Below are 20,720 nucleotides of genomic sequence, written 5' to 3' on the forward strand. Positions count from 1 at the left end.
TGTTAAAATTGGACATGGATAAAGTACTCCTCTCAAAAGGTTATTGTGGTGATAACTCAGAGAGTACTTTGTCCTTTTTTCTTTGTCTAGAAAAAGGCCTTACACATACATTTATAAACCATCTTTTAATAGCGAAAAAATAATTTTAATAGCGAAAATCTTATTTTAATAGCGAAAATCCAAATTTAATAGCGAACTGGAAATTCCTTGTCTGAATTTACATTTTTACCGATTAAAAGGAAATTCCGAGGAATTATTCCACTTCCTGCTTTGGAGCATCTGGCTTACACATTCTATCTACAGTAAAACCAATCACGAGCATCATGGCAATCGGAATGGAGAAATTTAAAATATGGACAATGGTCATGTCGATATCCTCCTTCGAGTTAATACGGTATTCATATTATTTACATTATATAGTAAAAGTCACAAAATAGACACATTTAATTTAGATAATTCAGAAAATTTTAGAAAAATGGCTAGACTTCACCCTGTTTTTGTGATTTTTACTGGTCATCATCTAGATAATTTCAACTTTTCCCCACATTAATTTCAAGTTTTCCTCACATTTATTTGCTAGTTTTAAAGAGGTACGTTACAAGGGAGGGCAGTTATGGAACGATTGAATACGCTCAGCCGAAATTTGCGAACGCCGGTAAAAATTTTATTCTATACAATCCTGTTTCTCACAATGGGAAGTACCGACGCATTTGCAGAAGAGATCAAGGTAGAAAAAGGCAAATCCATTCAAGCTGCCATCGATCGCTCGAATAGCGGGGATATCATCGGCATTGGGCCAGGAATTTACAAAGAGAATTTAGTCATTGATAAGCAAATTTCACTCATAGGGGAAGAGGGAGCAATTGTTGATGGCGGAGCAAAAGGGAGTGTCATCACAATCACTGCTTCAAATACCTTGATCGAAGGCCTGACCATCCAGAACAGCGGTACTCAGCAGGAGGACAGCGGGATCTATGTCAAAAAAGCACACGATAACGGGATAAAAAAGAACAAATTAAAAAACGTCCATAACGGAATTTATATAGCGAACAGCAACAATAACCAGCTGATTGAAAACAGCATCACAAGTTATGAATCTCATTTTTCAAAACGCGGAAATGGCATCCACTTGTTCAAGGGGGATGGGCATCTGCTTAGAGGAAATGAGATCTCCGATGTCCAGGATGGCATTTATTTCGATTTTACAAGAAGCGTACAAGTGGCTGAAAACCATATCCTTCATTCCCGCTATGGAATGCACTTCATGTTCAGTGAGCAAATTTCAGCGGAAAAGAATAAGGTTGAAAAAAATATCACGGGGTTAATGGTGATGGATTCGAGCGGGATTGAGTTCATCGGAAACAGGGTGTCCGACCATTTCCATTTCCGGGGTTTTGGCATCCTTATCTATGAAACGAAGGATGTTCTTGTTGAAGGAAATGAAATCCTGCGGAACAGCACGGGGTTGTCCTTGGAAAATGGTGCAAACACTTTGACCAGCAAAAATATCATTGCAGCAAACCAGGTCGGTCTTGAATTCAGAGGGGAAAATCAGCAAAACATCTTTTCGGAAAATAATTTTATCGGCAATGTCGTCCAGTCAAAAATCTCTGGGGGAAATATGAGGCTCGATAATGGCGAGAAGGGGAACTATTGGGATGATTACGGCAGTTTCGATTTATCGGGTGATGGAATTGGGGAAGAGGCTTATAAAGCAGGATCCCTGTATGACCGACTTTTGCAAACGCAGCCTTACTGGCAATTCTACTTTGAAAGTCCATCGATCAAGCTGTGGACTAAGGCGGAATCTTTATTCCCGTCTTTCGGGACGGCCAATGTATATGATGCAATGCCGCTCGTTGAACCTGCTGTTAAGCTGCAGGAAACAAAGCAAGAGAGCAAACGTCCATTGCTTCCAGGAGCAGCCGGGGCACTTTTCATTTTATTCTCTTTACTTGTCATTGTGAAAGGAAGGAAACTGCTATGATCAAAAAGCTTGGAATCTTGATGGTGTCGCTTGCGGTAATAAGCGGCTGCCAGAACAATACGATGGAACCTGAGGAGATCAATCCGGAAATTGACGTATGTGAGGTTTGCAATATGGGGATTGCCCATGAACATTTTGCGGCCGAGGTTGTCACTAAGGACGGTGATATCCATAAATTTGATGATATCGGCTGTATGGAGGAATTCCTGCAATTGGAAACCAGCCTAAAGGAAGAAGGAGCTGCGAAGAAGTATGTAAGGGACATGGAAACAGGGGAATGGTTGGAGCTTGAAGAAGCGTACCATGCGTACCACCCTGAATTCTGGACGCCGATGGCTAATGGTGTCGTCAGCTTCAAGGATAAAAAAAGTGCTGAGAAGTATGTGGATGAACAGGAAATGGGAGAAATCCTTGATTATCAGGCGTTGCTAAAACATGAGTGGAGCTGGGAACGATGATGCATATTGCCAGGCAGCAGATGACACTGATTATGAGAAGCCATTGGCTTGCCGGCTTTGGCTTGCTGTTCTCATCACTCGCCGTAATGGTGGCGTTTTTAGGAAACACGGGCGGGACGGGATTTGATGGATTTAATCGAATGACGGCAAGCTTGCTGAATGTAAACCTGCTGCTGATTCCATTGCTGTCCTTGTTGATTGGCAGCTTATTCCTGTCGGGTGATAAAGAGGATAGGGGACTGATGCTGCTGCTGACTTATCCAGTTTCACCATGGGCAGTCATCCTTGGAAAATATGCCGGACTGTTTGCTGCTGTCTGGTCGGTTTTAACATTCGGCTACGGTGCAGCATTGCTCGTTATCTTCTTTGTTGGCGGCAGTGTCTCGGTATCATTGCTGCTGCTGTTCTATTTATATTCCGTCCTGCTGGCGGCAATTTTCCTGTCGATGGCAATGATGATCGGCATAATGGCCAAATCGCGCTTCCAGGCTCTGGGAGTAAGCTTGATTGTCTGGGCATTCCTGGTGCTTTTTTACGAATTCATCATTATGGGAGCAAGCATGTTCATGATGAAGCAATGGATTCTGCCAATGCTGACGGCTTCGATATTTCTCAATCCTGTCGAACTAATACGTGTCCAGTCGATCCTGTCGCTTGATGGAGCATCTGTATTTGGACCGCGTTTATACGATTTGACGATATGGGCGGATGGAAGCGCGGGGAAAGTGCTATTTGCAGTTGCTGTTTTCCTATGGACCGTACTTCCTGTTTTATACTCGGTACGCAGGATAAAAAGAGGTGCAGTTGATGAATAACAACGAATGGATCAGGCTTGAGGGATTAGCCAAACATTATAGCGACGAGAAAAAAATCACCGACATCAGCCTTACAATAGAGAAGCCTGAAATCTTCGCGCTATGCGGGGGAAACGGTGCCGGCAAAAGCACATTGATTAAAATGCTGACCGGAATCACGAAGCCGACTTCGGGAAGGATCTTCTTGGATGGAAAAGAAGTGGACCCGCAAAGCTTCGACTATAAAAAACTGTTTTCGTATATGCCGGACGAAATGCTGCTCCCTCGTCAATTGACGGGACTGGAAGTGCTGGCTTTTTTTGCGAGATTAAGAGGAATAAGTGATGGAAAAGTAAGCGAAGTCCTGCAGCAGGTTGGTTTGTATGATGTACGGAAAATGCCGATCAAGCAATATTCAAAAGGGATGCAGCAACGCCTGTCGCTGGCGCAGGCGCTTATGCCAGACGTTCCGCTAAGAATCCTCGATGAACCCACGAACGGACTTGATCCATTCTGGGTATTCCGCTTTAAAGAAATTATTCAAGAGGAGAAACGGCAGGGGAGGACGATCTTCTTCACAACTCATATACTAAGCCTTGTCGAGGAACTGGCTGACAGAGCAGCCTTCATGCAGGAAGGAAAAATGCATTACTGTGATTCTGTCGACACGCTTGTACAAAAAAACGGCGTATATACACCGCTTGAGAAGGTATTCTTCAAATAGGGTCTTTTTGCTTTTATACTCAAAATTATTTAGATCCAGGTTCAGGAATAACTCAATAAGAAGAATACGAGCCGTATGGACTAATCCGAATAACAAAAATTAATGTCAAAAACATCGAAAAAAAATCCCGGTGCGGTTCAAATTTCGCTCCGGGATTTTTGAATTATAAGGAGTTGCTTCTACTAAATGTGTTTTTCAGCGACAGATCTTTCCCTTAGGACAACATTTTTAGGATGACCTTCTTCATCGGTGCTAGCATCATTAATGTCCGCTTTCTTCTTTTTCATCCTCGTCCATATTGCCGTCCTCCTTTTTATCCATGCTGCCGCCGTTCATTTTCATTTTTTTCATGTATCGTTCATTAGAAATTTGGTCGATTTGCTGCCATGCAGCCATCTCTGGATTCTTTTCACCATTATCCGAAATGAAATTTTCGGCGCTTTCCTTGTCACTGAAAAATGCATAGCCGTATTTCATAGGAGTTTTAATCTCTGCTTTTACCGGCACCGCAGTATCAGCACCAATCCATTCAGACGTCACATAGTCACGAACCCATTTCTCTTCGTATTCCACTTCATCTCTTCTTTGGTAATTCAAAAGGCAGCCCGAATCATCGAAGAAGACATATTCCCCGCCCTTCGTTTTTGCCTGGGCCGTGAATACTCCCATTGGATCGGTTTTTGTATAGACCTTCATATTGCAGAAGGCGCAGACATCTTCCTCGCCTGGTTCATGTGGGCTAGCTGCATGCTCGCTTTCATCATGTTTTTCTTCAGTTGCCACAGTCATTCCTTCCTCCTGCTTATCCTTGTTTTCTGCAGCTTCGTCACCGCATGCCGAAATGATTATCATTAAAAAGAATGCCATCATAATAGCTAATAATTTTTTCATTAAAGTTCCCTCCTTTAATCGAATTTAATCCTATCAAGGAGTTGTGATTAAATTGCGAAAAAACCGTGTGGAAAGCGTGAGATGGGCTTGTTTTTTTTGACGATTTTGTGACAAGTTATAAATCAATTTCTTATACAAAGTAAAAGTTGAGTTATCAAAAATGTAACCGTTTTATAATAAAGTTGTGTATATTCAGACAAAGGTTTAAGATTTAAATATAAGCTATAATTTGGAAGTAGCGAGGTGCGCCACATGAACGAAAAAGAGGCACTGATTTTAAAATTGATAAAAGAGGATCCGTTCATTTCACTGAACGACCTGGCTGCGAAAACTGATTTATCACGTTCAGAGGTTGCCAGCTACATTTCAACATTAATAAAGCAAGGAAAGATTCTTGGTCGGGCTTACATATTGCCAGAAAAACGCCAGGTCTTGTGTGTAGGCGGAGCGAATGTCGACAGGAAAATCTGGTCGAAAAGCCAGCTGGAGCTGGGAACATCAAACCCGGCGGAAAGCTCTAAATCATGCGGCGGAGTTGCCAGGAATATCGGCGAGAATCTGGGACGGCTTGGCAGCGATGTCAGCGTGCTGACAGTCGTTGGCGATGACCATGAGGGGCATTGGCTGATGGAGTACACTAAGGCTTTTGCCGATGTGAGTCCATCACAAACTCTACAAGGTCATTCAACCGGGGCCTATACAGCGGTGCTGGACCATGAAGGCGAAATGACCGTAGCATTGGCCGAAATGTCAATCTATGATTCTATAACTCCTGAATTTATTGATAATAAATGGGGCTATTTTGCTTCCTCCGATTTCATTATGCTGGACACGAATTTCCCTGCGGATGTCCTTGAGTGCATTATTGAACGCTGCCGGAAACAAAATATCCAGCTATGTATCACTCCAGTTTCATCGCCCAAAGCAAAAAAGCTGCCAATGGATTTATCAGGCGTGACCTGGCTGATTGCCAACAAAGATGAAGCAGAAGCAATTTCAGGAATCAGCATCCAAAATGAAGGCGACTACTTCAAGGCAGCTGAAATGATCATACATAAGGGTGTAGAGAAGGTAGTCATCAGCCGTGGAGATAAAGGGCTGATTTATTTTACAATAAAAGGAGAAGCAGGCGTCCTTATCCCGCCCAGCATTCCGGTAATCGATGTCACAGGAGCAGGAGATTCCCTAGTAGCAGGAATCATTTATGCTCATTTGAATGGAATCCAGACAGAGGATGCATGCAAAATTGGCATGGCATGCTCGATCCTCACGTTGCAGACAATTGAAACTGTGAACCCGGTATTAAATAATAAGCATCTGTTGGACACCTATAAACAAAACTTTAAATAAGAGAGGTATAGCATGCTAGAGAAGTGGCTTGAATATTCGCAAGAAGTAATAGAAGCAAGAGAAGCAGGCAAACCAATAGTAGCTTTGGAGTCTACGATTATCTCACATGGTATGCCTTATCCTCAGAATGTAGAGACCGCTAGGGAAGTTGAAGAAATCATCCGTGAAAATGGAGCGGTTCCTGCGACCATAGCCATCCTTGATGGAAAAATAAAGATTGGCCTTTCAAATGAAGACTTGGAGTATCTCGGGCAGAGCGAAAATGTGGAAAAAGCAAGCAGGCGTGACATCCCATTCTTATTATCAACAAAGAAAAATGGAGCGACAACGGTGACAGCGACAATGATTTGTGCTGAGCTTGCCGGAATCGAAGTGTTTGTAACTGGCGGAATTGGCGGGGTCCACCGTGAGGCGGAAACAACGATGGATATTTCGGCAGACCTGCAAGAGCTGGCACAAACGAATGTGGCAGTGGTGTGTGCAGGTGCTAAATCCATCCTTGATTTAGGTCTGACATTGGAATACCTCGAAACACATGGAGTTCCTGTTGTTGGTTTCGGAACAGATACGCTGCCGGCATTTTATACAAGGACAAGCCCTTTTAATGTGAATTTTCGTCTCGATTCGGCAGATGAAGTAGCTGAAATGATTAAAACGAAATGGGAACTGGGACTGGATGGCGGTATCGTAGTGGCAAACCCAATTCCAGAGGAAAACGCACTCGAAGAAAGTTTTATCTCAGAAGTAATCAATCAGGCACTGGCTGAAGCGAAGGAAAACCAAATCGAAGGCAAACAGGTTACACCATTTCTCCTCGGGAAAGTGAAAGAGCTAACCGAAGGAAAGAGCCTTGTTGCCAATATCGCGCTCGTCAAAAATAATGCGAGAGTTGGAGCAATGATTGCAGCCAGCCTTGTCAGATAGAGAATCAGCCATTTAGGCTGGTTCTTTTTATTTTTTGTGGTCTAAATGGAAATATAATGTTGTATTTATTATTAATAACGATAAAAAAGGTTACCTAAGAGGGTGAGGAGCAAGTGTGACTGAGGAATTATACTAGATTTTTTAAAGAATCAAGTGCTTTTTTCATTTCTGGTGTTTTTGAATTTCATAAAATCTAAGTAATATGCAAAATCTTCTTTGCTGATTCCGTTTTTTATAGCCTCATCAACAAGAAGAATCCATTCTTGATCGATCGGCACTCCCTCGTTATTTACAAATGTCTCTCGGCCCATTAAGTATTCGACTGTTGTATCCAGGGTATTTGCCAGCCGGGATAAAACCTGGAGGGAAGGATTCTCCTGAATCCCTCTTTCAATGTAACTAAGATAGGACTTTGATACATTCGCTTTTTCAGAGAGTTCCGTAATAGAGTATTTTTTTCGTATCCTCAAACTTTTGATTTTCTCTCCAACCATCATTCTTGTAATCTCCTTAAAATTAATACACTAATTCATTATAACGAACAATTAATTCTTTAAAAAATACAAGAAAGTAAGATAAACCGAGTAAATTCTTAAAAAAGAACGATTATGGTTCTTTTTTAAGAATATATGGCTGATTTTAGGTTTTTTAAAAATGATTCCAATGGACTATACTCGAAAGGAAAAATGTAAGAAAATAAAGGAATTTGAGAAATGCAAGGAGGTATAGATGCTATGTATAGAAAAAACTGTGACCGATGCAATCGACCCTCATATAGCAGCAGTGAGATAGGAGAGTGGTTATGTCCTGTATGCGGTCAAGATATGACTGGATATCCTTTCTTTAACTCTGTAAGTCTTGAGAAAGTGGCAATATTACCTCGCTGGAAAAAGGATGTCTATAGAAAAGATCCTGCATATAAAAAACCGTCATCAAATTTATGGGGGTGAATTTTAAAAAAGAGTTCAACAATTAGCTATTTAATCTGACAAAAATCTCACTATAAATAGCTGAAATTTCAGAAAAATACCTTTTTGTACAATCATTTTGTAATACTTTGGAAGAAAAAAGAAATAATCTATAAGACGTACCCGACAAATAATTACAATATAAATATAAAGCACCATATACAATGAAATTGGGAATGAAAGATAAGGAAAAAGGCACAGAAAAAGGCAAACTTGTTGAAAAACTAGGACGCAAAGTCACGGATCTAAGGTGCAATGTACTATGATGGCCGGACTGCCTGGAATACCAAATGTATTTTGGGGGGAAGAACTTGATTAAAGAAAAGGCAATTTTCGAAGAACTAGATACGGAATGGATGCAGCTTATTATGGAAGCACTGGAAATGGGAATAAACAAAGAAGAAATCAGGGAGTTTTTAACAAACTTCAACGGCCAGCAAATTGGTACAAAGATTTAATACCTACATAGATAATAGTGAAGATGATCAAGCAGCTCTTTTGGAGGTGCTTTTTATTTCTCATAAGCGCAAAACACAATTTATTTTAAAATAGGGCTCTATTAAGGGTTATGGTTGTTTAGACCTGGAAATCACAGCTAAGTTTAACGTACTAAAATAAAAAATGGACAGCATCGCTATCCATTTAAATTATTTATTATGAAGACGCCATTTATTAAATTCTAGAAACTCACGAAACTGATCTTTGGTTATGCCTGAATCCATTGCTTCTTTTACAAGGTTAACCCAATCATTATCCATATTTTCCTTGTCTGGCTGTTCGTGAATCAGATGGTCCACGGGTATATTAAGAACTGCCGCAATTTTTTCTAAAAATTGGATTGATGGATTAGTTTGAAGATTACGCTCTAAGGAGCTCAAATATGATTTTGCAACGCCAGCTTGTTCTGCCAGTTCAGATAAGGACATTCTCTTTTCCTGCCGGAGTTTTTTTACGCGTTCACCAATCACTGTTATCCACACACCTTATCAATTTATATTTATATAATAACAAATTACATGGAATAGTTCCATATTAAGAACAGCTTATAGAACGATTATATCCAAATTCAGCTCCTGTATGGGTGTATTTTAAAAAAATATTGCTAAGAACGAGTTGGGAAAATTGGTGCTGAATGTATACATATTGGCTTCTAATTAAATTTTTTATGATTAGAACTTGTTATTTAGTTCCCTCTAAGAGGCAGCCAGTCCATCGCCAGGCTCACATTTGTGTTCAAAATGCTGAAAAAAAGGTAAAATGGTAGCATTCAGACGAGGTACGGGTGATGATGATGCAAAAAAAGTATTTGTTGATATACGAAGAAATCTCGAAACAGATCCAAGAGGGGCATTTCGCACCAAAGACGATTCTGCCTTCGGAAAATGAGTTTGCCGACAGCTATCAGACTTCGAGAGAAACGATCCGCAAAGCGCTGAATCTGCTGGCGCAAAATGGGTTCATCCAAAAAATCCGCGGGAAGGGCTCATTGGTGCTCGATTTGAAGAGGCATCAATTTCCGATTTCCGGGCTGGTCAGCTTCAAGGAATTGGCAGAGAACATGGGCGGGAAGGCGGAAACGAAGGTGGAGGAGTTTACCCTTCAGCAAGCTGGGCGGGAAATCTCAAGGGAATTGAATGTCGACGATGATGAACTGGCATGGAAAGTAAAAAGGGTGCGGCATATTGATAGCGAAAGAGTGATTCTTGATAAAGATTTTCTCGTCGAAAAACATGTCCCGGGGCTGACAAAGGAAAACTGTGAAAACTCGATCTTTGAATATATTGAAAAGAAGCTCGAAAAGAAGATCAGCTTCGCGAAAAAAGAATTCACTGTCGAGGAACCGAGCGCAGAGGACCGGATGCTGCTCGATATGGAGGGCTTCCATGCCATCGTAGTCGTGAAAAATTATATTTATTTCGATGACGCTACGCTGTTCCAATATACAGAGTCCAGACACCGCCCGGATAAGTTCCGGTTTGTCGACTTTGCAAGACGCATGGATACGCCGTCTTTGTAATCTATCGTTCTGCACAATAAGAAAAAATAAGCTGCCAGGTTTGGATTGCCCTGATAGATAGACACATGGTCTAGCTATTGAAGGTGCAGTTCAAATTGGCAGCTTTTATTGTGGTTTAATGCTTCGGATATTTTCCGACAAGGTGGATGGCACTGATGATTCTTTTATTGATCCAGGCTCTGTTTTCCTGGGTATTGAGCTGTTCGAATACCATCTTTCGGCCATCTTCGGTTGTGACATAGTGACTTGGAAGAGTGTTCAAGCTGATGGCGATGATATCATTCCTGCACTTCTGGCAATTGCAGAAGGTCTGGTAATCAGGGCTCATCATCAAAACATTGACAAGAGTGGAAACCACTTCTTCCATTACATTGACATAGCTAATATTCATGGTGATTCTTCTCTCCCTATTGATGTCCTAAATTAAATTATAGTTGAATAACAGAAATATAAAATGTTTTTTTTGCTTTCGTTTTAAGATGGGACTTTTCGCATATGTTTATTCTAAAAAATGGAACGTGATATAAATGTTTCGCTAACGGAAGACAGGGAACTTTAATAGTGGAGAATTTTTGTGAAAAGGAGATGTTGATGCGATGGCTAAGAAAATTGCCTGTTTAATAACCGATATGTTTGAGGATATAGAATATCTTGAACCTTCAAGAGCCTTTACCGAAGCTGGCCATGAAGTAATGACAATTGAAAAAGAAAAAGGAAAGACTGTCAAAGGCAAGCAGGAAAAAGCAGAGGTTAAAATTGATGAGAGCATCGATAACGTCAAACCAAAAGATTTCGATGCTCTCTTCATTCCAGGGGGCTTCTCACCTGACCTGCTCCGTGAAGATGAACGCTTTGTCCAGTTTGCCAAGGCATTCATGGATGAGAAAAAACCGGTATTCGCGATTTGCCATGGACCGCAGCTGCTGCTTACAGCAAAAACACTCGAAGGCAGAGGAGCCACCGGCTATAAATCCATCCGTGTCGACATGGAATATGCCGGAGCAAAATACATGGACAAGGAAGTCGTCGTTTGCTGCAACCAGCTCGTGACAAGCAGGGAACCGAAGGACATACCAGCGTTCAACCGCGAAGCCCTTAAAGTGCTGCAATAATATTTAGCTGAACCCTTTTGCTGAGAGGCAAGAGGGTTTTTTTATTGATGGATAGTTACAGAATTGGAAAAAAACGCGTGTTTTTTCCAGTTCGCTATAAAAAAGTTATTTTCGCTATAAAAACGAGAAAATCGCTATAATAAGGTTCCGTCAAGAATTATGTGTAAGCATCCATACTCTATGAGTTATATGTGGAGGGGTAGTCAGGCAGCCGAGGCTGCCTGACTACCCCTTTTTGGCTTTTGGATATCGCTCTTCAAACATCTTTAAAATCTTATCGTAAGCCAGCCCGAATCCTCCCAACCTTCTTCTTGCCCATCGCTCGTTATAGTCAATGGAGGTCAGGTAAATAATCTTCTCAGCTGCTTCGATATTAGGCAAACTGTTCATAGTCTTTAATCTCTTACGGACTTCCTTGTTCGTACGCTCGATTAGGTTCGTAGTATAGATATACTGTTGGACTTCTTTAGGGTAACCTAAAAAAGTCAGGAGGACTGGCAGGTCTTCTTCCCAAGAGGCGAGTTCCCGGCTATAATTCTTTTTCCATTTCTTCTTTACCATTCCAAACATTTCTTCTGCTTCTTCATATGTGCTTGATGTGTAGACCTTTTTCAAATCCATGCTTAGTTCTGCCTGATCCTTCTTTCGCGCTTTATTCATTGTTGAGCGGACCTTGTGTATGACGCACCGTTGAACATCTGCTTTTGGAAAGATAGATCTAAATGCCTCTTCGAGACCGGTCAGTCCGTCAAAAGCTCCAAGTAATACTTCCTGTACTCCTCTGTTACGCAAGTCTTGGAGGATTTCCTTCCATCCATTTGAGGATTCTACTCCACCCACATAGAACCCAAGGATTTCCCTGTGTCCTTCTGGAGTAATACCTAGGACAATATAGACAGCTTCCTTGCCGACTGTATCCCTGCGGACTTTTACAAATAGGGCATCAAGAAATAAAGCACAATAACGTTGCTTGAGAGGACGATTCTGCCATTTTATAACGTCCTCCATTACAGCCGATGTAATATTGGAAATCGTTCCTGGGGAGTATTGTTCGCCAAGAAGGCTTTGCATGATTTTCCCTACCTGTCGAACTCCGACTCCGTGTTGATAAAGCTGGACAACCAATTCATCTACGGCAACCATTCGCCTTTGATAGGGTTCGAACATATTGGTTGTGAAGTCGCCCTTGCGATCCCTTGGAACAGAAAGATCGTCTACACGTCCATACATGGTGTCAAGAGTCCGAGGATAGTATCCGTTACGTGAGTTCCCATCTCCGACAGGTTCGTTTTCCAGGACACTCTTAATCTCCTCACGCAAGATGTATTCTATTTTCTCTTTAAGAATGTCCTGCATGGAGGCTTTTAGCATAGTGGCTAAATCTAGTTGGTCTGTGTTAAAATTGGACATGGATAAAGTACTCCTCTCAAAAGGTTATTGTGGTGATAACTCAGAGAGTACTTTGTCCTTTTTTCTTTGTCTAGAAAAAGGCCTTACACATACATTTATAAACCATCTATAATAAAATTATTTTCGCTATAAAAAAGAAAAAATCGCTATAATAAAATTATTTTCGCTATAAAAAGGAAATATTGCTATAAATAAATGATTTTCGCTATAAAAAAATCATGAGTGGGATTTACATTTTTATAATAAAAAGTTTTTTTACTGAAAATATCATGAACCCCACTCAATTTAACGTGATTTATAATCCTCTTCAAGCATTCCTGTTCATTTTGCTAAAGCCTTTGTATAAGATAATATAGAGAAAGAGGTTTGAATCAGGGAGATGAAGGAATGATCGTTTTAAAATCAGCACGTGAAATTGAGAACATGAGGGAAGCTGGAAAGCTGCTTGCTTCTGTCCATAAAAAGCTTCGTTCATTGATCAAGCCAGGGGTGACAACCCTGGAAATTGACGAGTTCGTAGAAGATTACTTAAAGAAGCATGGAGCAACTCCCCAGCAAAAGGGATACCGGGACTATAAATACGCGACCTGCGCGAGCATCAATGATGAAGTTTGCCACGGTTTTCCGCGAAAAGAAGCTTTGAAGGACGGCGATATTGTTACAGTAGATATGGTTGTGAACTTGAATGGCGCACTGGCGGATTCGGCATGGAGCTATGCTGTAGGAAATGTCAGTGAACAGGCTCAAAAATTACTTGATGTAACTAAAGAAGCTTTGTACCGCGGGATTGCTGCATCTGTACCCGGCAATCGCATTGGCGACATCGGCCACGCCATCCAGTCCTATGTTGAAGCTGAAGGCTTCTCGGTTGTCCGTGAATTCATCGGCCATGGCATTGGCGCAGTCATCCATGAAAAGCCGGATATTCCGCACTATGGCTTGCCAGGAAGAGGACCAAGAATCAAGGAAGGCATGGTATTCACGATCGAACCGATGGTCAATATCGGCCAATGGAAAACAAAGATGGATAATAACGGCTGGACAGCTCGGACGGTTGATGGAGAATTGTCTGCACAGTATGAGCACACTATTGCCATCACCAAGGATGGCCCCATTATTTTGACAGAGCAGGAATGATGAGAAAATCGAGCTGAACAGAGTTTGGCTCTTTTTTTTATTGCTGATGAAAATAATTTTCATGATTGATAAATAAACGTAAAAATAATTTGATACAATAACACTGTTAAAAAGGGGGCGGCAAAATGGCAAGCGAACTAAACGGACAAAATGTCATCGTGAAAATAAAAGCAATCCACTCCTCCTTGTCATCCAAGGAGAAGGCAGTAGCTGACTACATAATGAATAATCCACAGGAAATCATCCATCTTTCAATTACCGAGTTCTCTGAATACAGTTCTGTCGCAGAAGCCACGATTTTCCGCTTTTGCAAGCGTCTTGGATTCAGGGGGTACCAGGCGTTCAAAATTGCCCTTGCAAGCGAAGTCGTGGAACCGATCAAGAATATCCATGAAGAAATCAAGGAAGAGGATGATGTCCATACACTTGCTGAAAAAGTCTTCGCCGGCCATATCGAGGCAATCAAGGATACGCTCAATCTATTGGATGCAAAGATGCTCGAAGAAATCGTGGAGATCCTTAGCAAGGCTTCAAGAATCGATTTTTACGGTTCAGGCGGATCGTCAGCCATCGCGCTCGATGCCTACCATAAATTTTTAAGGACAGGCATTAACTGCAATGCGCACAGCGACGGACATCAGCAGATCATCTCGGCAGCGCTGCTCGTTCCTGGGCAGGCGGCAATCGGGATTTCCCACAGCGGCAGCAATAAAGATGTCACAGAAGCGCTTCGGATTGCAAAAGCTAATGGGGCAGCGACCATTGCGATCACAAATCACTATAAATCTCCTTTGTCGAAGGAAGCAGATTTTGTCCTATATACCACTTCGCGTGAAACTTTTTTTCGCTCCGAGGCACTGGCATCAAGGCTTGTCCAGCTGAGTTTGATTGACGTTTTACATGTGGCAGTTTCAGTAAGGAAGCAGGAAGAAACACTTGGGAATCTGCAAAAAATCAGGGAAGCGATCGCGATTAAAAGATATTGATGAAAATTATTTTCATATTTTACATATACAGACGAAAAAATATTTGATACTATCTGGATATAACGAAGAAGGAGTGCATCTACGTGAAACTTGGAATGGTTGGCCTTGGTAAAATGGGTTTTAATTTAGTATTGAATTTAATGGAAAATGGCCATGAGGTAGTGGCTAATGATATTAACACTGAAGCAATGCAGAATATCGAAGCAAAAGGTGCAGAGATTGCACAAGATTATAAAACAATGGCAGAAATGCTTCCGAAGCCTCGTGTGATTTGGCTGATGATCCCGGCTGGATCGCTTATTGATCAGGTGATCGAGGGCTTCACTCCTTACTTAAAGGCAGGCGATATCCTGATCGACGGCGGAAACTCAAATTATAAGGATACTCTAAGACGTGCTGAGAAGCTTTCTCCAGCTGGCATCCACTTCATGGATGTAGGAACGAGCGGCGGCATGGAAGGGGCACGCAATGGTGCCTGCACAATGATCGGCGGCGATGCCGAAGTATTTGCCCATGTAGAGCCAATTTTTAAAGACATTTCGATTGAGAATGGCTACCTTTATACAGGCAAGGCTGGCAGCGGCCACTTCCTGAAAATGGTCCACAACGGCATCGAATACGGTATGATGCAGGCAATCGCTGAAGGCTTTGAAATCCTTGAGAAAAGCCCATTTGATTATGATTATAAAGAGGTTTCACGCGTCTGGAACCACGGATCAGTCATCCGCAGCTGGCTGATGGAATTGATGGAAAATGCATTTTCAAAAGAGCCTAAGCTCGAAAGCATCAAGGGTGTCATGCATTCTTCAGGTGAAGGCAAATGGACAGTAGAAACTGCGCTTGACCTGCAAACTGCAGCGCCTGTAATCGCGCTGTCACTGATGATGCGTTACCGCTCATTGGAAGACGATACGTTCACAGGTAAAGTCGTAGCCGCATTGAGAAATGAATTCGGCGGGCATGCTGTTGAACGAAAAGAAGACTAAGATTCAGGTTCAGTCCCCCTCTTGATGAGGGGGATCTTTTTAGTCAGGTAAAGTTGATTTTCGTAAACTTTGATTTTTACGTATCTTATGGCATTGTGAGTTAAGAAAACAAAGCCCCGAATTTAACTTGAAGCGCCACGAAAAGCAACAATCATTTCGAACACAAGCCTTAATGAAAAACTTCCATATATCTAAATACTTTTCTTGGAATGCTGTCTGCTTAATATAGAGGCAGTATTTTTTTATGTAAAAAAATACCCCAATACGTTCATAAAATTATCCTTTTTAGCAAGATGGTTACGTTGCTTTTTCCGTTATAGTGGAAGTGAAGACTGGAAGTGGGGGCGCTGGCCGTGAAAACAAAGTGGTATTTCTTTTTTCTGACGACGATTGCCGTTTCGGCTGTCATATATGCATTGCTTGGGATTCAGGATGAAGAATCGGTTGAAATCGGTGTCCTGATGATCGGTGAAAACCGTTATGAAAAGTTCGACGGGTTAAAAGCCGGCCTTGAGGACCTAGGATACAGCAATAAAGAAATCCAATATATAGTGAAAAATGCCAATAATGAGGAGGTTCTCCTCGACACTCAAATCGACGAGCTGCTTGGAAGTAAACCAGATTTAATTGTTACGCTAGGCGGAATCGAGACTCAGCGGTTAAAAGGAAAAATGGATGCGAGGAAAATTAAAATTCCTGTGGTATTCGCTGGGCTTGCTGCGCCAAAGGAACTCGGATTGATAAAGGATTACAAGGCTCCTGGCGGACTTTATACAGGTATCAACAATTACCATGCAAGCATTTCCGGCAAGCGCCTTGAGATGCTGACCTCGCTTGTGCCTGATATTGAAAAGGTTCATGTGATATATGACAGCAAGATTGATGTCAGCGAATTAAGCCTGAAGGAAACAAAGGCTTCGGCGAAGACATTGGGAGTTTCAGTATTTCCGTGCGATGTCGGCACGAAGGAATGCATGGATACATTGTGGAAGTCGATTAAGAAAAAAGATGCAATCCTTGTATTACCAAGCTTTAGAATCGAAACTCTGACAGATGAACTTGTGAAGCTCACCCAGGAAAAGAAAATCCCATCCATGGGATTATACGATTTTGAGGCAGAAAAGGGGCTGCTTGCTAGCTATGGTGCAAGCTTTTATTCGCAAGGCTACCAGGCTTCGAGATTCGTCAGCTTGATTCTTCAGGGCAACAATCCGGGGGATTTGCCGGTAGAGCTGCCGGATGGCATCCGTTTTGTGATCAACCAGCAGACGAAGGATTCGCTCGGGGTTACTTATAACGAGGATTTACTGTATATCGCCGATTTGATACACCCTGAGGTACAGGGAGGGCGAAAGCGATGAAAGCTCTGCTTGAATTCTTATACTCCCAAACAATCAGGAATAAAGTTCTTGTATTCGGTGTGGCCATGTCCACGATCCCGCTGCTGTTAATCAGCTTATATTACTATTCTTTCGTAAAATCAGACCTGGAATCGAGGATCCTTGAAAAACAAAATTTAGTGCTTGAAAACCTGTCACGGGAAATCGAGTTTGAATTTAACCAAACGTTCCAGCGGATTCATGTCCTGGCATCTTTAAATCAATTAAATAAAGAAAAAAGCGCTTTGTATGAGCTATTGCAGCAAAACGCCTCGATTGAGGAAGTTATCGTCGCAGATGACAAAGGATTCGTTGAAAAACGGGTTTCGCGATATGAGCTTAACATTGCGGGTGACAAGGAGCAGTGGTTCTCGGATGAAATGTGGTTCCACCTGCAAACAGATGACAAGGTATTTGGTCAGGTAGAATTCAATCAATACGGGCAGCCGGTCATGAAGCTGGCGATTCCGTTTTATGAAAATGACACAAAAAAAGCGCTTGGAGTTGTTGTCCAACTGCAAAAAATGATTGGCAAAATTTCATCAATGAGGCAGGACAATTCCTCCTATATTTATCTTTTAGATGAAAAGGACCGTGTTATTGCCCATCAGGATTACAGCAAGCTTTGGCAAAAGCAGTCTTCACGTGAGCGAAGCGATGAGATTGGCGTAACAGCTAAAATAGACGACTTGAACTGGGTGCTGGTAATGGAGCAGCCAAAAACCACAGCCTTCGCACCGATTAACAGGATGCTGCAAAACGGCATCGGTGCAGTCGCGCTCGTGATTTTAACTGTCAGCTTAATCAGTGTTTGGGCAGGGCTTTATTTTACACGGCCTATCGTTTTGATTGACCGAGAGATGAACAATCTGAAGAAGGGCCGCAAAATCAGCCCGATTAAAATGAAGCGGACCGATGAATTTGGCAAGCTTGCCGACTCTTTTAACGAGATGAGCAAGGAACTACTTGAAAAATCAAAGCTTCTTGAGCAGGAGAAGGAAAGACTCAATGTGGTCGTGAACGGAATTGGAGCAGGGCTTGCGCTAGTTACAAAGGAATACCGCATTACCTGGATGAATCCAATATTAAAAGGGTGGTTAAAGGAAGAGCGACTGTCGCTTCCGTGCTATGCAGTGATAGGCGGCGAAAATGCTCCGTGTTTGAATTGTCCGATTACCTGTCCGGATCTCGGTAAAATTGCCGATGAAGTAATGAAGTTCAAGGATGGCGCAAATGGCGAACGTATCTTCAGGCACAGGGTGTTCCCACTGAACCACGCGATTGAAGAAGAAGGCGAATACCTTGTGGTGCTGGAGGATATTACCGAGCAAAAGCAAATGGAAGAAACGATGATCCAGACGGATAAGCTTAGTGCGCTTGGCATCATGGCATCAAGCTTTGCCCATGAAGTGAACAATCCGCTGGCAACGATTAATGTTTATGCAGAGGATTTGATCGATCGGATCGAGGCCAGGGACGAGGATCTTGATGAGGATGAGATGGGGCATTATCTCCGGAAAATTAAAGAAAATACTGAGCGGTGCAAACGTATAACAGGAAACCTTCTTAATTTTTCCCGAAAAAATGATTGGACAGAGGATCACATCAAGGTGAAGGAAATCATTGAGAACAGCATCAGCCTGGTGGAGCACCAGCTGAAAAAACAGCGGATCCAGCTTGAACTTCAAGTGGGTGATGCTTTGCCGGCTATACTAGGTGACGGTTTGAAGCTTATGCAGGTGCTTGTCAACCTGATCAATAATGCGGTCGATGCGATGGAAAGCGAGGGCAGGCTCATTGTTTTTGCTGAACGAATTGGTGAGGCAATTTCCATAAGGGTTACCGACTCAGGTCATGGCATCCCACCGGAAGCAATGGATAAACTTTTTGATCCGTTTTTCACTACAAAGCCTATTGGCAAGGGAACTGGGCTAGGTTTGTCTGTTTGCTACGGCATCATCCAGCAGTTCGGCGGGAATATCCAGGTAGACAGTAACCCAGGAGAAGGAACAACGGTGGAAATCCAGCTGACGGTACATGAATCAATGGAGGTGGGCGACAATGTCAGCAACGAGATTGTTAGTCGTGGACGATGAACAGGATTTATTAGAACTTTTGGTAAGGCGTCTGAGGCGGAAAGGGTTTGATGTCGACAGTGCCGGTACGGCGGAGGGTGCTCTTGAACTTGTGAAAAAGAACGAGTATGACATCGGTGTCTACGATATCCGCCTTCCGAACATGGATGGCATTGAGCTTTTAAAAGAAACCAAGAAGGTGCAGCCTGATACCGAAGTTCTGATCCTGACTGGCCACGGCACAATTGATACGGCGATTGAAGCGATGAAGGTCGGAGCATTTGACTATATCACAAAGCCATATAACCTATCTGAACTTGAAATGACGATAGGAAAGGCAGCAGAAAATAAAGCGTTGAAAGAAAAGAATGCCAGCATGAAGAAAATCATCGCCAAGCATAATGAATTCAACATTATCGGCGAAAGTGCCAATTTTAAAGAAGTGCTCGAAATGACCCGGCGGATTGCCGATAGCGAGGTCCCTGTGCTGATCGAGGGAGAAAGCGGGACCGGGAAGGAGCTGTTCGCAAAAGCTCTTCATTACTGGAGCAGCCGTGCGGATGAACCTTTCGTCCCCGTGAACTCAGGCGCGTTGCCTGAGCATTTGCTTGAAAGCGAGTTATTCGGACATGCCCGCGGTGCTTTTACCGGAGCGAGCCAGGATAAAAAAGGCCTGGTTGAAGCAGCGAAGGGCGGAACGCTTTTTCTTGATGAGCTAGGCGAAATGCCTCTCGCTCTTCAAGTAAAATTGCTGCGTTTCCTCGAGACAGGCGAGTTCCGCCGCGTCGGCGACGTCAGGGAGCGCCACGTCACTGTCCGTGTTGTCGCCGCGACGAACCGTGATATGGAAAAAGAAGTCGCCGAAGGGCGATTCCGTGAAGACCTTTATTATCGATTGAATGTGGTAAAGCTGACGATTCCGCCCTTGCGCGAACGGAAAGCGGATTTGCCGGAGTTGATAGCGTATTTTATCAGCAAAACGAAGGATTCATCGAAAAGGCTTTCCGAAGACGCTTTGGCGGCACTTGAGCAATACGACTTCCCCGGCAATGTAAGGGAGCTGAGCCACTTAATCGAACGCGGCGTGCTTTTATCCAAGGGAAGTTTAATCGAAGCGGAGGATTTACTTTTACCGCATGCTGCTAAAAACGTTAACGTGCCGGTTCAAGCAAATTTCCCCTCGCTCTGCTCGCTTGAAGAAGTGGAAAAAATCCACATCGAAAATGCCTTGAAGCAAATGAACTGGAACAAAACAAAAGCAGCCGAGGTCCTCGGCATCAGCGTGCGGAATCTTTATCGGAAAATCGATCAGTATGGGTTGAAGGAGTAGGAAGCAGTGTGCTTGTTCAAACAGCGAACTGGAAAAAAACGCTCATAATTTCCAGTTCGCTATAATAAATCTATTTTCGCTATGAAAATTAAAATTCCGCTATAAAAAAGTGATTTTCGCTATAAAACTATGAAATTCGCTATAAAAATAAGATTTTCGCTATAAAATTTTTTCAAACAGAAAAAGAGGAAT

Annotated in this window: 20 protein-coding genes and 1 riboswitch; of the genes, 15 read left to right on the plus strand and 5 right to left on the minus strand. The window is 42.5% G+C overall.

Annotated features, from left to right (window positions below; all coding sequences use genetic code 11):
- Positions 1 to 613: 613 nt before the first annotated feature.
- From M3204_RS22335 to M3204_RS22350, 4 genes are read left to right on the plus strand one after another with little or no spacing between them, the layout of a single operon-like run.
- Complete coding sequence (locus M3204_RS22335) at positions 614 to 1,987, plus strand: right-handed parallel beta-helix repeat-containing protein (protein WP_251488316.1); 1,374 nt, start codon at positions 614 to 616, stop codon at positions 1,985 to 1,987.
- The gene (locus M3204_RS22340; protein WP_251488321.1) at positions 1,984 to 2,445 is read left to right on the plus strand and encodes a nitrous oxide reductase accessory protein NosL; all 462 of its coding nucleotides are present in this window, start codon (positions 1,984 to 1,986) and stop codon (positions 2,443 to 2,445) included. The genes M3204_RS22335 and M3204_RS22340 overlap by 4 nt, the downstream gene beginning before the upstream one ends.
- Positions 2,442 to 3,260, plus strand: a complete 819-nt coding sequence (locus tag M3204_RS22345) for an ABC transporter permease (RefSeq protein WP_251488324.1) — start codon at positions 2,442 to 2,444, stop codon at positions 3,258 to 3,260. Before M3204_RS22340 ends, M3204_RS22345 begins: the two co-directional genes overlap by 4 nt.
- Positions 3,253 to 3,963 (plus strand): ABC transporter ATP-binding protein, encoded by a 711-nt coding sequence (locus tag M3204_RS22350; protein ID WP_251488327.1) that lies wholly within the window; start codon positions 3,253 to 3,255, stop codon positions 3,961 to 3,963. The genes M3204_RS22345 and M3204_RS22350 overlap by 8 nt, the downstream gene beginning before the upstream one ends.
- 261 nt (positions 3,964 to 4,224) lie before the next feature.
- Here the strand turns inward: M3204_RS22350 and M3204_RS22355 are convergent, their stop codons facing one another.
- Positions 4,225 to 4,854: a nitrous oxide reductase accessory protein NosL gene (locus M3204_RS22355; RefSeq protein ID WP_251488330.1), complete on the minus strand. Its 630-nt coding sequence runs from the start codon at positions 4,852 to 4,854 to the stop codon at positions 4,225 to 4,227.
- A 252-nt stretch (positions 4,855 to 5,106) separates the two neighbouring features.
- Here M3204_RS22355 and M3204_RS22360 point away from each other — a divergent pair, with 252 nt between their 5' ends.
- Entirely contained in the window at positions 5,107 to 6,204 is a 1,098-nt protein-coding gene (locus M3204_RS22360) for a carbohydrate kinase (RefSeq protein WP_251488333.1), read from the plus strand.
- 12 nt (positions 6,205 to 6,216) lie between these two features.
- The gene (locus tag M3204_RS22365) at positions 6,217 to 7,128 is read left to right on the plus strand and encodes a pseudouridine-5'-phosphate glycosidase (RefSeq protein ID WP_251488336.1); all 912 of its coding nucleotides are present in this window, start codon (positions 6,217 to 6,219) and stop codon (positions 7,126 to 7,128) included.
- A 149-nt stretch (positions 7,129 to 7,277) separates the two neighbouring features.
- Here M3204_RS22365 and M3204_RS22370 read toward each other — a convergent pair whose 3' ends face one another.
- Positions 7,278 to 7,625: a helix-turn-helix domain-containing protein gene (locus tag M3204_RS22370; RefSeq protein WP_353056061.1), complete on the minus strand. Its 348-nt coding sequence runs from the start codon at positions 7,623 to 7,625 to the stop codon at positions 7,278 to 7,280.
- A 667-nt stretch (positions 7,626 to 8,292) separates the two neighbouring features.
- Positions 8,293 to 8,378: riboswitch (cyclic di-GMP riboswitch) on the plus strand.
- A 29-nt stretch (positions 8,379 to 8,407) separates the two neighbouring features.
- On the opposite strand from M3204_RS22370, the gene M3204_RS22375 reads away from it, so the two are divergent.
- Entirely contained in the window at positions 8,408 to 8,554 is a 147-nt protein-coding gene (locus M3204_RS22375; protein WP_251488340.1) for an anti-repressor SinI family protein, read from the plus strand.
- Between the two features lie 189 nt (positions 8,555 to 8,743).
- Here M3204_RS22375 and M3204_RS22380 read toward each other — a convergent pair whose 3' ends face one another.
- A complete protein-coding gene (locus M3204_RS22380; protein WP_251488343.1) occupies positions 8,744 to 9,064 on the minus strand; it encodes a helix-turn-helix domain-containing protein in 321 nt (106 codons plus the stop codon).
- A 323-nt stretch (positions 9,065 to 9,387) separates the two neighbouring features.
- Between M3204_RS22380 and treR the strand changes: the two genes are divergently transcribed.
- On the plus strand, positions 9,388 to 10,113 hold the full coding sequence (gene treR / locus M3204_RS22385) for a trehalose operon repressor (RefSeq protein WP_251488467.1): 726 nt from the start codon (positions 9,388 to 9,390) through the stop codon (positions 10,111 to 10,113).
- A gap of 115 nt (positions 10,114 to 10,228) precedes the next feature.
- Here treR and M3204_RS22390 read toward each other — a convergent pair whose 3' ends face one another.
- Positions 10,229 to 10,504: a late competence development ComFB family protein gene (locus tag M3204_RS22390; RefSeq protein ID WP_251488345.1), complete on the minus strand. Its 276-nt coding sequence runs from the start codon at positions 10,502 to 10,504 to the stop codon at positions 10,229 to 10,231.
- 205 nt (positions 10,505 to 10,709) lie between these two features.
- On the opposite strand from M3204_RS22390, the gene M3204_RS22395 reads away from it, so the two are divergent.
- Entirely contained in the window at positions 10,710 to 11,225 is a 516-nt protein-coding gene (locus M3204_RS22395; RefSeq protein ID WP_251488348.1) for a type 1 glutamine amidotransferase domain-containing protein, read from the plus strand.
- Between the two features lie 225 nt (positions 11,226 to 11,450).
- Here the strand turns inward: M3204_RS22395 and M3204_RS22400 are convergent, their stop codons facing one another.
- A complete protein-coding gene (locus M3204_RS22400) occupies positions 11,451 to 12,635 on the minus strand; it encodes an IS256 family transposase (RefSeq protein ID WP_251488364.1) in 1,185 nt (394 codons plus the stop codon).
- A 387-nt stretch (positions 12,636 to 13,022) separates the two neighbouring features.
- On the opposite strand from M3204_RS22400, the gene map reads away from it, so the two are divergent.
- From map to M3204_RS22430, 6 genes are all read left to right on the plus strand, one after another.
- A complete protein-coding gene (gene map / locus M3204_RS22405) occupies positions 13,023 to 13,772 on the plus strand; it encodes a type I methionyl aminopeptidase (protein WP_251488368.1) in 750 nt (249 codons plus the stop codon).
- 125 nt (positions 13,773 to 13,897) lie between these two features.
- Positions 13,898 to 14,758, plus strand: coding sequence for a MurR/RpiR family transcriptional regulator (locus tag M3204_RS22410; protein ID WP_251488371.1), 861 nt, complete (start codon positions 13,898 to 13,900; stop codon positions 14,756 to 14,758).
- An 83-nt stretch (positions 14,759 to 14,841) separates the two neighbouring features.
- Positions 14,842 to 15,744, plus strand: coding sequence for a phosphogluconate dehydrogenase (NAD(+)-dependent, decarboxylating) (gnd, locus tag M3204_RS22415; protein ID WP_251488373.1), 903 nt, complete (start codon positions 14,842 to 14,844; stop codon positions 15,742 to 15,744).
- A gap of 353 nt (positions 15,745 to 16,097) precedes the next feature.
- Positions 16,098 to 17,105: an ABC transporter substrate-binding protein gene (locus tag M3204_RS22420; protein ID WP_251488376.1), complete on the plus strand. Its 1,008-nt coding sequence runs from the start codon at positions 16,098 to 16,100 to the stop codon at positions 17,103 to 17,105.
- A complete protein-coding gene (locus M3204_RS22425) occupies positions 17,102 to 19,219 on the plus strand; it encodes an ATP-binding protein (RefSeq protein WP_251488379.1) in 2,118 nt (705 codons plus the stop codon). Before M3204_RS22420 ends, M3204_RS22425 begins: the two co-directional genes overlap by 4 nt.
- Positions 19,185 to 20,528 carry a sigma-54-dependent transcriptional regulator gene (locus tag M3204_RS22430; protein WP_251488382.1) on the plus strand — a complete coding sequence of 448 codons (1,344 nt, stop codon included), beginning with the start codon at positions 19,185 to 19,187 and terminating at the stop codon, positions 20,526 to 20,528. The genes M3204_RS22425 and M3204_RS22430 overlap by 35 nt, the downstream gene beginning before the upstream one ends.
- The last annotated feature ends 192 nt before the right edge of the window (positions 20,529 to 20,720 follow it).

This window comes from Mesobacillus subterraneus (assembly GCF_023715485.1).
In the GTDB taxonomy this organism is placed as follows: domain Bacteria; phylum Bacillota; class Bacilli; order Bacillales; family Cytobacillaceae; genus Mesobacillus; species Mesobacillus subterraneus_B.